We start from the raw sequence: 13534 nt of genomic DNA, 5'->3' as shown, positions 1-13534 counted from the left end.
GAAGACAAAAACATAAACTCGTGCAAAGCAACTAAGGATAAGAATGAAAGTCGTGCATCTCATCACACAAGATAATGGTGGAGCGGGTAGAGCTTGTATAAGACTCCACAAAGCACTATTAAAAGAAGGTGTAGATTCTATAATCCTTACGCAAAATAAAACCACAGATTTGCCAAGTGTAAAACGAGTAGCCCAAAGCAAATTCCAAAAGGCTTTCTCAAGAATCCGCCCTTTTCTTTCACAACTCCCACTTATCCTCTATCCTAAACGAGACAAAGACATATTTTCACCAAATCTACCATTTTTTACACCAAGCAATCGCTTACTTTTAAAGCAAATAGAGGAACTTAGCCCCGATGTCGTGCATTTGCATTGGATAGAGGATGGGTTTTTTAATATCAAAGATTTAGAATCTATACAAGCACCGCTTTTGTGGAGCTTACACGATGCTAACCCCTATACAGGCGGTTGCCACATAGTGGCAACCGCCTGTATAGGGGTTAGCAATCATTGTAAATTCTGCCCCTTACTCAAATCAAAATTTCCTTTTGATATTTCATTTTGGACTTTTAAACGCAAAAATAAAACATATAACAAATTAAGCAACCTTACCATTAATGGTTTATCTTCTTGGATTGCTTCTTGCGCCAAAGATTCTGCACTTTTAGGCAATAAACCCATTGTCAATCTCCCAAACCCCATTGACACAAATATTTATCGCCCCATACAAAAAAGTCTAGCACGAGAAATGCTCCATATTCATACACCAAAAAAAATCATTAGTTTTGGTGCTATCGGTGCTACTTCAACACCGCGCAAAGGATTCTATGAGCTCAAAAATGCTTTAGAATCTTTACCTAACGCACTTAAGACTCAATGTGAATTGCTTGTCTTTGGCTCAAGTCAAGGAGAAAGTATAGAGGGAATTTCTACATTCTTTCTAGGGGCACTCCACGATGATATTGCCCTCGCCTTGCTTTATAGCGCAAGTGATGTGTTTATAATGCCAAGCTTTGTAGAATCTTTTGGGCAAACAGCACTTGAATCTTTAAGTTGTGGCACACCTGTGGTGGCATTTGATACAAGCGGACTTAAAGACATTATCACTCATAAATACAATGGTTATCTTGCTAAATGCTATGAAGCGCAAGATTTAAAAAATGGCATAGAGTGGATTCTCTCTTTAAACACACAAGAGTATGCCGCATTAGCGCATAACGCCCGCAAAAGCGCAGTAGCACTTTTTGGTTCTAGCAAAATCGCACATTCCTATATAGATATGTATCAGCATTTAGCTGGGGGGGGGGCAGTAGATAAATTACGAGTTATTACACTCGCAAAATCCCTTATACACACATTTTTCCCTCATATTTCTACTCCACATACATACTATATTGGCTTTGGCGCAATTGGTGGAGCAGATACCACACGCAAAGGATTCGATGAGCTTAAAAGTGCTTTGGAATCTTTACCTAACACACTCAAAGCGCAATGTGAGCTTATTGTCTTTGGTGGGAATGCTCCCGAAATTGTTGGCATCAAAAAAACACATATTTTGGGCTTTGTGTATGATGATAGCTCACTTGCCCTCGCATTTAATGCTTGTGATGTCTTTATTGCGCCCTCTTTAGCAGAAAATCTAAGCAATGTCATTATGGAATCTCTTGCGTGTGGTACGCCTGTGGTGGCATTTAATATTGGTGGCAATAGCGATATGATTACACATAAGTGTAACGGCTATCTTGCTACGGATACACGCGATTTATCTGCTGGTATAGAGTGGGCTTTAGGCTTAGATTCATTAAATGCGCAAAATATAAGCTTTGCCGCTACTCAAAGTATCGCTACACAATTTAGCTCAACAAAAATTGCTAAAATCTACATAGAAACTTATCAGCAACTAAGCGGGGGGGGGGCAGTAGATAAAATTAGATATGTAATATACATATCTCCCACATTCTTACCTTACTTTTCTCTTTATTCATCACAGATTCAGAATCTATCTTGCTTAGGTGGCGATGTATGCGCAGCCTAAGTATCTTACAATCCTCTACTGCAAAAGCAATATTCAAAAAGCCTATTTATTTTGTTATAGATTCAATCATTAATGTGCTCTATCCCACAAAACAAGCACGACAAAACAAATCCTTAGTGATACTGCGAAACGATGCCATTGGTGATTATTTGTTATTTAGAGATTTTTTGCGCATACTAAGACAAGAATATAGCAGCTACCATATTACCTTGATTGGAAATATCGTATTTAAAGACTTTGCACTTTGTCTTGATAGGGCTTACATTGATAAATTTATTTGGATTGATAATAAAAAATTTAGAAAAAACATTCTATATAGCATTCTTTTTTTAGCTAGAATTCGAAAACATACATTTGATGTATTTATTAACCCCATACATTCAAGGGACATAAACAATATCATTATTTCAAACAAAATCAATGCCATTTATAAATATGCCCCAAGCGGTGATAGCATAAATATAGCCCCAAATATTAAAGCACAAAATGACAGAATCTATACACAACTCTTTAAAAGTAGTGAGGGGATTATGTTTGAATTTTATAGGAATAATGAATTTATCAATCATCTTTTGCATAAACAAATCCATATTGAGCCTTATATCGATGGCACATTATTTACAAAATTTGAAGCAACATCAAATTATAGTGTGCTTTTTATCGGGGCAAGTGCTGAATACAGAAAATGGAGCATTGAAAATTTTGCAATAATTGGTAAGTATTTAATAGAAAATTATCATCAAAATATCGTTATTTGTGGCGGTAAAGAAGATATGGAAAAAGCAGAAATTTTAGAATCTAAAATCAATGCAAAACATAAAGTTTTCAATATGGTAGGCAAAACAAGCCTAAATGCACTAGGTGGAATCGTATATAATGGCAACCTACTTGTTTCGAATGAAACAAGTGCCGCACATTTAGCAGCCATATTAGACACAGCGATAGTTATCGCCGTATATAATGGCAACCACCTAGGTAGGTTTATCCCTTATCCAAAAGGGCTAAGGGATAAATACTACCCGGTGTTTCACCCATTTATCGAAGAAAACTTCGATAAATATGAAGAGCTAAGTAATGCTTATGCTTACCAAAGCACACTTGATATTAATGAAATAACAGCCAAGCAAGTTATTGGTGTTATTGACAAAATTATGACAAAAGGAGCTGCAAATGAATGATTATTTTCAAGCTAGAGGTGTTAATCCTCAAATGTATAAAAACACTAAACTTCCTGCATATTTCAAGGAAGTTATAGAATCTCTGCCTTCTCAAAGTAAAGTTCTAGATTTTGGCTGCGGATTTGGACAAAATCTCCTCGCTCTAAAAGAAAAAAATTTTGATTTTAGTGGGGGGGGGGGGGGTGATAAGAACTTTCATCTCTTTGGTATTGATATTAATAAAAATGCCATTGCGTATGTGCAGAGTTTAGGAATAGAATCAATGGTATGTGAAAATATTTTTGATTTTATTCCTAGCCAAAAGTTTGATTTGATTATCACAACGCACACATTGGAGCATTTACCAAAAGATAAAGTTATCCCCCTACTTTCTCATTTTAAAGATTATTTTTTAAATGAAAGAGGCAAAATCTTTATTGCCGTGCCAAATGCCCAAAGTCATACAGGCTGTTATTGGGCTTATGAGGATTTCACTCATAACACCCTTTTCACTGCTGGAAGCTTGATATATGTTTTACAAATGGCTGGTTTTAGCAATATAAAAATAATTGACAAAGACGCAATGACTGGGGCGAAAGGCATTAAAAAATTGATTCGTAAATTTTTCCTTAAACTTTATAGGTATAATATCGCTTTTTGGAATCGTATTACAGGAAGTGCGTTTCACGCACCAAGCCCACAAATTTTTAGTTACGAGATAAAAATTCTTGCCACAAAGGAATCTTAGATGAAAAAATACATTCGCTCATTGCTTCAGCGCATAAAAAGACATTTTACCTATACATTAGATTCTAAAATAGACAAACTCACTATCCTCAATGCTAACTTACTTTCACAGCAACATTTACAAGCTTATAAGCAAGAATTAATGGGGGGGGGGGTAAGTATAGAATCTATGGAATTTAGTGCGTATTCCCAAAATGGAGAAGATGGAATCTTAGATTTTCTTATTGAAATTTTAGGGCTTGATCGCGAACATAGCCCCTACCCTAAAGCCTTTGTGGAATTTGGCGTGCAAGATTATACAGAATCTAATACGCGCTATCTACTTAAAAAACGTCATTGGCAGGGCTTAGTTATTGATGGCGGAGCAGACTATATCAACTTTATCAAAAATGATGAAATTTATTGGAGATATGATTTAGAGGCAACTTGCGCCTTTATCACAAAAGATAATATCAATACCCTTATACATAACTACCTCATTTCACGCAATCTTACAAATATTGCCCTATTGAGTGTTGATATTGATGGCGTAGATTATTATGTATGGGAAGCTATTGAATGCGTTACTCCTGCTATTGTGGTAGTAGAATATAATGCAATTTTTGGCGAACAAAGCGTGAGTGTGCCATATAGAGAAGATTTCAATAGATTCAAAGCTCATTATAGTGGTTTATATTTTGGTGCAAGTCTGCAGGCTCTTATTAAACTTGGCAAGAAAAAAGGCTATGCTTTTATAGGCTGTGATAAAAGTAGGACAAACGCATTTTTTGTGTATAATCCACTTCTTTCTAAACTCTCTCCTATCAAAGTGCAACATCTTTCATATTATTGCCATTCTCATCACGCAAGGCAAAGTCGCGATGAAAATGGCACACTCAATTACCTCTATGGAGACAAACGACTTGAAAATATTGCTCACTTGCCCTTATCTATAATATAATCCCTGCTTTATAGAGATACATAAGGAGATGAAAATGACACTCTTAGCTCAAATAATTTATCAAAGCTACCTCAATACTCAATCCAAACTCTTGGCTTACCTCCTATTTGCTTCTTAAAGTGTGTAATTCCACAATCAAATGCCATTTTAGAGGATTTACATTTTATATGCCACTTTCTCATACAATATTTATTTTTCAAAACGTTACCCCTCCTATGATATGCAGCTTCGCAATATAGCACAATACATTTATAATGAAAAAAGTGCATTGACTATGGTAGATGTTAGGAAGCAACATTTGATACTTGTTGCCTTACCGGGATAAATGATGTTTCATATCTTCTATGTGAAGGTAAAAAAAGCTATGCCAATCTTATTGCAAAAAATAATGGGGGGGGGGGTATAATAAAGCTTATGCTACCCTCACTTCACAATATGATTGGCTTATACTTGAAATATTCGACCAAATGGTTAGAATGCAAGGTGGTGGTGATATGAAAATTTGTCTTGAATCTGCAGCAGCCAATGATGACAAAATGCTTGGAGCATTTATCAAAGAACGAGTAGGTACTGATATTTTTACCAACAATACACAATATATCTCCCTTATCTCTAAAATCACCCTTGATAAAATAGCAAATAAATTTCTCAATATCTATTTAAAGATTCTCTATTTTCTCACACCTGCCTCTATCCGTAATGAAATTTTTATCCGCACAAGCATTGAAGAACGACACAAATGGGCATACGATAATTTTTCGCTTACGCGTCTCTTACAAGAAGCAGGTTTTAGAGAAATAGAGCAAATGAGGTATGATACCTCTGCCATTGATCACTTTAATGAATACTGCCTTGATATAAATAGTGATGGCTCTCCATATAAAGGTGTCTCTAGCCTCTATATTGAAGCAATAAAATAAAATTTGGATTCTAAAAATCAAAATCTATTTTCTCACATTCCCTTAGTATTGCTTTAAGCTATTTATAAAATTTTGTGATAAAATAAAAAAGCACAAAAGCAAAGGAAGAAAATGAATATTAACTTAGAAAACAAAAATTTAGAGCCGAGTGAGAGGCAAGAGATTCTCACTTTACTTAATATGCAAAATCCCAACATTAGCGATGATTTAGAGCAGATATGGTATCTACTCAATCAAGTGTGGCGCAATATGGGCTGCGATAATAAACATTTAGATTGGGAAAAAATAGGCAAATTTTATACACACCCTGTGTGGATTCTCAATGGGCTTTTTATAGAATCTCACGAACTTTCTCTTAGCATACGCAAGGCAATAGCGCAATATATCGCTTCACTCAATCCAAAACGCGTATGTGATTATGGTGGTGGATTTGGTAGCCTAGCCAAAGAGATAGCCAAACTTTGCCCACATACGCAAATTGATATTTATGAGCCATTCCCTAGCTCTTATGGCAAAAAATGTGTTGAAGAATTTAGTAATATTGCTTTCGTTTCTATGCTTAAAGAAAACTATTATGATTGTCTTGTATCTACCGATGTTTTAGAGCACGTTGATGATGTGCTACATACTTTTGAATCTATGCTTGCGACCCTTACAATCGGGGGCAAGGCACTCATTGGCAACTGCTTTTATCCTGTCATTGAATGCCACTTGCCTAAACATTTTCATTATCGCTACACTTTTAGATATATTGCTACAATGATGGGTGTTTCTTATAATGGCAGTGTAGAGGGCACGGGATATGTAGAAATCTACACGAAACACAAAAAGTCGCGTGTCAATTTTACAACGAAATTAGCGGGGGGGGGGGAGCAAATGTTTATTTGCAATAATGCCTATTCTCAAACCCATACTCAAGCCACTCCTCAAAGTGTTTAAACATTTCGCATCTCACACAAAGGATTCAAAATGACAAACTGCATTCTCTGTCATAGTAACAACACTGAAATTACCCAAGAAGTAAAGCAAGATGATATAAATGCACTGTGTAGAAAAGTATATGGTATGGATACAAGCTACCTTATCACGAGTGATTTACTCTATCATCATTGCAAAAGCTGTGATTTGCGCTTTTTTACTACCAAAGATGGCACTATCCCCACAGGCGATAATAACTTCTACAACACACTTACCGAACTTGATTGGTATTATTTTAGTGAAAAACACGAATATAGCTTTGCCAAACAATTTATAAATAAAGATTCTAAAGTATTAGAAGTAGGTTGTGGCAAGGCTGCATTTGCACATTTCCTACCTCAAGAAGCAAAAGCACATTATGTTGGACTAGAATTTAACACACAAGCAAAAGAATTAGCAGCAAAAAATGGAATTTTAATTGAAAATATACCCATTGAAGAATATGCCAAAAGCCATGCACATAGCTTTGATATTGCTTGTAGCTTCCAAGTGTTAGAACACGTAAGCAATCCTCATAGCTTTATCTCTGCACAAATTCAATGCCTAAAAGATTCACAACTAAGTATGGGGGGGGGGGTATAACTCATCTTTATTAATGATCGCCGTGCCAAGCGAAGATAGCTTCATTCAATATTGTGTCAATGGTATTCTCAATATGCCTCCTCATCACATCTCTCGTTTTAGCGATAACACCCTGCATAATATCGCTGATATTTTTAATCTCAAGCTCATTAACTTGTATCACGAGAGTGTCCAAAAAGAGCACATTGAGTTTTACAAAAGCACAATGTGGGCAAAACTTTTTCTCCCTACCCCACTTGTGGATAGAGGATTTTTTAGAAAAGTAATCAATAGACTAGGAAGAATAGGCAGACACTGCATAAAAATCCCACCAAATGCTTACGGACACACAGCAGTAGCCATTTATGAGATAAAATAATATTTTTACACCAGCATTGCCAAAAGCCCAAAGCGTCCAGTGATGCCCTCTCTGCGATAGGAGTAGAGATTATCATTACAGCAGCTACAATGAGGATTTATCTCAATATGTTCTTGCTTAATACCTAGATTCTCACATTGTGTGTAAATACAATGAATTAAATCAAGTTTATTGCCATTCATTGCGCTTGATTCAAAGCCTAACCTCAAAAGCTCATCGCGCACTTCTTGCCCTACTTCATAGCAACACGAGCGGATAGAAGCCCCCACATAAAGCAGACAATCTGCTGCTTTTGTACCATAAAGAGTAGTCATTTTTGCAAGAGTTTGTGGCAAGATTCTATCAAATACACCCCTGCGCCCCGCGTGTATCACTGCCATTGCGTGATGCTTTGCATCATAGAGCAAAAGAGGATTGCAATCCGCTACCAATACGAGACAGATTCTGTAAGGCAGGTGCGTAATAATTGCATCAGTCTTGCCGATACAAATAGAATCCTTAAAGTCTCGCGTTGCAAAATCCTGCTCCCCTCTCTGTAAATGCTGCGATTCCAAAAGGCGAGATTCTAAAGCCTCATCTAAAACAATGCTTTCTGCGCTGTGAATCTGCTCCATATAATACAAGGGCTTTCTCTTCTCTTGTGCAATATGGCATTCCTCATAAAGACACATTGCCACCTTTTGATGATTTCTCACTACATTTTGAAACATATCGCCTACATTGAATCCAAGATTGAGTGCATTAAATGCCCCTACACTCGCTCCACCAACGCGATTAGTAAGTGCAAAACGCACATTTTGCTCCCTAAAAAGACTACTTTCAAAACTCGTATGTAAAAACATATTTTTCCTTTTTTACCTAGTGTTTGATAAAAGTTAAATATTTTTCCAGCGCACATATGGTAGTATTCTATCAAGTATTTTCTTAAAGATTTGCTCGCTAAACACAAATAAGGAGGGTTTATTGAGACAAGGCATGCAAAATAAGTCGTCCTCTCTCGCGTTTAATGTGGTTGTTGTGTTTCTTGTTGTTATTGTGATTCTTGCGTGTTATACATTCTACCACGCCAAAGGCTTCTCATACTTTAGCGATGCACCAGAAGCGTGCAACAACTGTCATATTATGAATGAGGTATATAACGACTATCTTAGTGCGCCACACTCGCAAAAAACCGCAGGAACGCCACGAGCCACTTGTAATGACTGCCACTTACCGCACGGATTTGTCTCAAAATGGGTTGCAAAAGCTAAAAGCGGTGTAGGGCACGCTTATGCTTTTACATTCAAGCTTGATGATTTGCCTATTAATCTTAGTGCAAATGCATCAAGCAAGGAAATCGTGCAGGATAATTGTGTGCGCTGTCATATAGAATATGCCCAGAATGCGGTCAATCCAACGACCATACCCGGACATAACAACGCCCTAAGTTGCGTTTCGTGCCACGAGAGTGCGGGGCATAAACGAGGTTTCTAAACCAAGAGATTAAAGGAGGAAAAAGATGAAAAAAGGCAGAGGACTACCTATATTTATTGTCGTAGCCGTCATTGTAATTGTTGGGCTTTTGTGGATGAACTCGGATATTTCGTCAAAACAAGCAAATACCGGGACTGTGTCAAAACAGCTCGTGGAGCTTACTGATGAAAATCCAACATTTGATTTTTGGGGTAAAAACTTCCCTGAATACCTTGATATGTATCTCAAGGTAGAGACTGAAGCACCAAAATATACAAGTTTTGGTGGGAATTTGGCGTATTCAAAGCTTATTCGGTATCCACAACTTACAATTTTGTGGGCTGGGTATCCATTTAGCATTGACGCAAACGAGGAACGAGGGCATTTTTGGATTCAAGTCGATCAAATGGAAACAGCGCGAAACAATAAAGATTTTCTTAACGCGCACGGATTTGCTGGATTTGGCGGACAGCCTGCGGCGTGTATGAACTGCCATAGCGGCTGGACTCCTTGGCTCATTAATAATGTAGCAAAGGGCGATTTCGTTGCTTTCAACAGCACAAAGTATTGGACTATGATTAAAAATGTTCCTACAAGAAATGGTATAGAAGAAGGAAGTGAAGCACACGGCGGACCTCACGGCGGTAAAAGAATGGGTGTAACCTGTGCTGACTGCCACAATCCTAACGATATGAACCTAAGAATAGTGCGCCCAGCACTTATCAATGCACTTGTTGATAGAGGTTATCAAAAAGATGCAATGCAGGGCATTAAAGCAGATAGAAAAGAAATGAGAACCCTTGTGTGCGCTCAATGCCACGTAGAATACTACTTTAAGCCAACAGGTGAAAAAGTTAAGGTTATGGGTGAGAGTATTGCAAGTGACGAGAGCAAGAAATGGTGGAATGGCACACAAAAGACTTATGATGAATTTGAACATTGGAGAGATGGCAATAAAGCTACTGAAATCGAAGTCGATGGTATTAACCTTACATTCCCTTGGAGTGCGTGGAAAAAAGGCGAGAAGTTTAGAATCGAGATGTTTGATGAGCACTATGAGGCGGTGCGCCCTATTTTCGCACAGGATTGGTCTCATAAGGAAACAAAAGCACCTATGCTTAAGATTCAACACCCTGAATATGAGCTATTTAGCGGTGGGGTGCACGCAGCAAATGGTGTAAGTTGTGCGGATTGTCATATGCCTTATGTCAAAGGTGCAGGTGGTAAAAAAATCACACAGCACAATATCACTTCACCACTTTTTGATGTGAATTCTGCGTGTAAAACTTGCCATACACAACCAGAAGAATATCTCAAAAATCAAATTGCAGATATTCAAAAATCTGTAGCATTTGACCTGAGAAGTGCAGAATATGCAACCGTTAGCCTCATCTTTGATATTAAGAAATTGCGCACAGAGCTTAGCAACCTCCCTGCTTATCAAACAGATGGTAAGCCAGATGATGCAAAAATTTCTAAAGCATTAAAAGAGCCACTTGAGCTTCACCGCAAGGGACAAATGAGGGGCGATTTCGTAGGAGCAGAAAACTCTACAGGATTCCATAATCCACGCGAAGCAAGCAGAATGCTCCTCCAAGCTGTGGAAATGGCGAGAATGGGCCAAACTAAGCTTGTTGAAATTGCGACTGCAAATGGTATTAAGAATTTCACAACTTCCAATCTTGGATTTGATGAGATTCAGAAGTTTAATCCGGGTGAGATTGTGTATAAAATTGACCTTGATGGACATACTGCGGGCGAACGCTACTATGAAGACCCCAGGGTAAATGGTGAAGCACCACAAGAACTCCTAGAGCTTGATAAAAATACTAAGCCCTATAATTTTGGAGCGATTGATAAAATCTCTGCAAGTGCTACAAGCACAAAATAATCTCTTCAAGCCCTCTGTATGAGGGCTTTTCATTACTTCTTTTTTAGATTCTAAATCCACTCTTAAAATCTATTTGAACTTAAATACTTTTAGCTCTTTGTGGCTTCTCATTACGATACTATGCTATAATTTTTTCAATTAGACCTCAAAGGAATATTAATGGATAAAAAGTTGATTGGCATTATTCTAGGTGCTGGCGCGATTATAGCAATAGGTTTGGGTATTTTTCTTTCCTTTAAAAGCAAAGAAATTAAATCACATATGCAGCAAACATTGAATGAAAGATTTGAATCTTTTGCCCAAGAAAGCGGGATAATCTCAGAATGGGAACCTTTTTCTTGTGGCGGACTGATAAATATAGGGTGTTATAGCCCAAAAATTGTAATGGGAAGCGATGATAAAATCGCTTTCATTCTTAAAGATACGGGGTTTGATATTGATTCTATGGATAATACTTCACTCCAATTATCATTGAATATTAAGGAACTACAACTTAAAATTGAAAAGCTTGATGAAGCTGACGAGGAAAGTTTTACTTTGCTTTCACATTTTATCCCCAACAAAATAAGATGTAATCTTTCGCTCAAACAAAACGAAAATAAACTCTTTGAAAATTCCAAATGTGCTTTCACAGCAAAAAATGCAGATTATGAGATACAAGGTAATACCGCATATCAACACGAAAGTTTCACAACACAAAATATTGCACAGATTCTAGAAAGTTTCTATTTTAATATTTTCTTGGGCGAAGAAGATAATTTCACCAATCAATACAAATACGCACTTGATAAAATTTTATTTAAAGTCAAAGAAAATGGCTTTAGTCAAGATATGTATAAATTTTACGAATCACAAAGTAAAATACAAGGTACAGCTGCAAACGAAGAGGGATTTAAACAATATGCTAAAAATACCAGCACATTCACAACATTTATCATAAGATTAATGCTAGGAGAAGCTTATCAAAGTGAAATTATATCTTTTGGTGATGCCTTAGAATCTTTTATATTGGGTAATAGTAAAGAAATTGGTTTTTCCTTTCAACGCAAACAAGGTAAAGAAGAAGAATTTGTCTTATTTGAAGAATTAGATTTTTATTCTCCATATTTTATGGATAATTACACCTTTGAAGTTATCTCTCGCTAGGTTTAACTATGGATAATCAAGAAAACTATCAACGTAATAATAAAAAAGGCAAGAAAGGCTTAAAGCGTCTCTATAATGCATTTTTTTTCTCACTAGATGGCATTAAAGCTGCGTGGAAAGATGAAGAGGGATTTAGGCAAGTGCTTTGTATAGGCATTATTTTGAGTATTGCAGCATTTTTTATAGCACAAAATTGGGTAGAGCTCATCTTACTTATCCTGCCTTGTATGTTATCTGTGATTGTTGAACTTATCAATTCCGCTATTGAAAATGCCATTGATTTTACAAGCCTTGACATTCACCCACTTGCCAAAAAAGCTAAAGATATGGGAAGTGCAATACAACTCATTGCTTGTCTTTTTGTTGCTTTTGTATGGGGTAGCTATTTACTAATGCGCTTTGTGTTCTAAAGGATTGCAAGTGTGCATAAGTAGCTTTAAAACTCTGCAACGAGCATAACAGCCCTACCCCGCCTAAACACTAGGATTCAAAAATACAAAATCCACGAGTAAAACTACTTTTAGAAAGAAATGATTAGAATCTGGTAGGCAAAGAATGTATCTTTATTTTTAAGAGGGGGTCCAAACTAGATTCTATCATTTCTCAGAATTCCTCCCCCTAATATAAATATTTATCAGCTCAACGCTAAGGGAGAAAATAATCGCAAAGTAAATATATCCTCTAGGTATATGAAAATGTGCGCTGTCGGCTACGAGCGTTACACCCACCAAAATCAAAAACGACAAAGCCAAAGTTTTGATGCTAGGATAAGATTCTATAAAATGCGAAATGCCCTTAGAGGCAAAAAGCATTACACACACACTTATAACAATGGCAAGTATCATCACAGGCAAAATATCCACCATACCCACCGCGGTAACCACAGAATCAAGTGAAAATATAATATCAAGCACCATAATCTGCACAATCGCAAAGCCAAACGAAATATGTCTTGTTTGCATATTTTCATCTTCTTTAGAATCCTGCTCACTCATTTGGTGAATCTCACTTGTGGCTTTATAAATCAAAAATACACCACCCAAAAAAAGCACAATGTCTCGCCCACTCACTGCAAAATCGCCTATATGAAAAAGCGTATTATTGAGCTTCATTACCCAAAAAAGCCCTACAAGCAAAGCAATGCGCGAAAGCATAGCAAGGCTTATGCCAAAGATTCTAGCCCTTTCGCGTTGGGATTCTGGCAGACGCGCAATAACAATCGCAAGAAAGATAAGATTATCAATGCCGAGCACAATCTCTAAAAAGACAAGTGTGCCAAGTGCAATCCACGCATTAACATCACTCACCCAGCCAAACATAGAAAAAAA

At 37.0% G+C, this 13534-nt stretch carries 14 protein-coding genes; 12 read left to right on the top strand and 2 right to left on the bottom strand.

Annotated features, from left to right (window positions below):
* The first annotated feature begins 43 nt into the window (after positions 1–43).
* From LS67_RS03760 to LS67_RS03725, 8 genes are all read left to right on the top strand, one after another.
* Positions 44–2035: a glycosyltransferase gene (locus LS67_RS03760; RefSeq protein ID WP_138109599.1), complete on the top strand. Its 1992-nt coding sequence runs from the start codon at positions 44–46 to the stop codon at positions 2033–2035.
* Complete coding sequence (locus tag LS67_RS03755) at positions 2023–3213, top strand: glycosyltransferase family 9 protein (protein ID WP_052099943.1); 1191 nt, start codon at positions 2023–2025, stop codon at positions 3211–3213. Before LS67_RS03760 ends, LS67_RS03755 begins: the two co-directional genes overlap by 13 nt.
* The gene (locus LS67_RS03750; protein ID WP_138109597.1) at positions 3206–3940 is read left to right on the top strand and encodes a class I SAM-dependent methyltransferase; all 735 of its coding nucleotides are present in this window, start codon (positions 3206–3208) and stop codon (positions 3938–3940) included. The genes LS67_RS03755 and LS67_RS03750 overlap by 8 nt, the downstream gene beginning before the upstream one ends.
* The gene (locus LS67_RS03745; RefSeq protein WP_034328490.1) at positions 3941–4879 is read left to right on the top strand and encodes a hypothetical protein; all 939 of its coding nucleotides are present in this window, start codon (positions 3941–3943) and stop codon (positions 4877–4879) included.
* A gap of 494 nt (positions 4880–5373) precedes the next feature.
* Positions 5374–5799: a methyltransferase type 11 gene (locus tag LS67_RS03740; RefSeq protein ID WP_236096338.1), complete on the top strand. Its 426-nt coding sequence runs from the start codon at positions 5374–5376 to the stop codon at positions 5797–5799.
* A gap of 111 nt (positions 5800–5910) precedes the next feature.
* Positions 5911–6738 carry a class I SAM-dependent methyltransferase gene (locus LS67_RS03735; protein ID WP_236096337.1) on the top strand — a complete coding sequence of 276 codons (828 nt, stop codon included), beginning with the start codon at positions 5911–5913 and terminating at the stop codon, positions 6736–6738.
* Between the two features lie 30 nt (positions 6739–6768).
* Positions 6769–7359, top strand: coding sequence for a class I SAM-dependent methyltransferase (locus tag LS67_RS03730; protein WP_138109595.1), 591 nt, complete (start codon positions 6769–6771; stop codon positions 7357–7359).
* A 22-nt stretch (positions 7360–7381) separates the two neighbouring features.
* On the top strand, positions 7382–7717 hold the full coding sequence (locus tag LS67_RS03725) for a hypothetical protein (protein ID WP_138109593.1): 336 nt from the start codon (positions 7382–7384) through the stop codon (positions 7715–7717).
* 5 nt (positions 7718–7722) lie between these two features.
* Here the strand turns inward: LS67_RS03725 and LS67_RS03720 are convergent, their stop codons facing one another.
* Complete coding sequence (locus LS67_RS03720; RefSeq protein WP_034327062.1) at positions 7723–8559, bottom strand: polyphenol oxidase family protein; 837 nt, start codon at positions 8557–8559, stop codon at positions 7723–7725.
* Between the two features lie 133 nt (positions 8560–8692).
* Here LS67_RS03720 and nrfH point away from each other — a divergent pair, with 133 nt between their 5' ends.
* The 4 genes from nrfH to LS67_RS03700 all read left to right on the top strand — a co-directional run bounded on the left by nrfH (position 8693) and on the right by LS67_RS03700 (position 12616).
* Positions 8693–9190: a cytochrome c nitrite reductase small subunit gene (gene nrfH / locus LS67_RS03715; protein WP_034327106.1), complete on the top strand. Its 498-nt coding sequence runs from the start codon at positions 8693–8695 to the stop codon at positions 9188–9190.
* 25 nt (positions 9191–9215) lie between these two features.
* On the top strand, positions 9216–11060 hold the full coding sequence (locus LS67_RS03710) for an ammonia-forming cytochrome c nitrite reductase subunit c552 (protein ID WP_034327063.1): 1845 nt from the start codon (positions 9216–9218) through the stop codon (positions 11058–11060).
* Positions 11061–11219: 159 nt separating this feature from the next.
* Positions 11220–12206, top strand: coding sequence for a hypothetical protein (locus LS67_RS03705; protein WP_034327065.1), 987 nt, complete (start codon positions 11220–11222; stop codon positions 12204–12206).
* An 8-nt stretch (positions 12207–12214) separates the two neighbouring features.
* Positions 12215–12616: a diacylglycerol kinase gene (locus LS67_RS03700; protein ID WP_034327067.1), complete on the top strand. Its 402-nt coding sequence runs from the start codon at positions 12215–12217 to the stop codon at positions 12614–12616.
* A gap of 186 nt (positions 12617–12802) precedes the next feature.
* Here LS67_RS03700 and LS67_RS03695 read toward each other — a convergent pair whose 3' ends face one another.
* Positions 12803–13525 carry a TerC family protein gene (locus LS67_RS03695; protein WP_034327108.1) on the bottom strand — a complete coding sequence of 241 codons (723 nt, stop codon included), beginning with the start codon at positions 13523–13525 and terminating at the stop codon, positions 12803–12805.
* Positions 13526–13534: the final 9 nt, after the last annotated feature.

The sequence above is a fragment of the Helicobacter sp. MIT 03-1616 genome (genome assembly GCF_000765685.2).
Classification (GTDB): Bacteria; Campylobacterota; Campylobacteria; order Campylobacterales; family Helicobacteraceae; genus Helicobacter_C; species Helicobacter_C typhlonius.
Note: the sequence above shows the minus strand (reverse complement) of the source record. Positions and strands in the feature narration are given on the sequence as shown.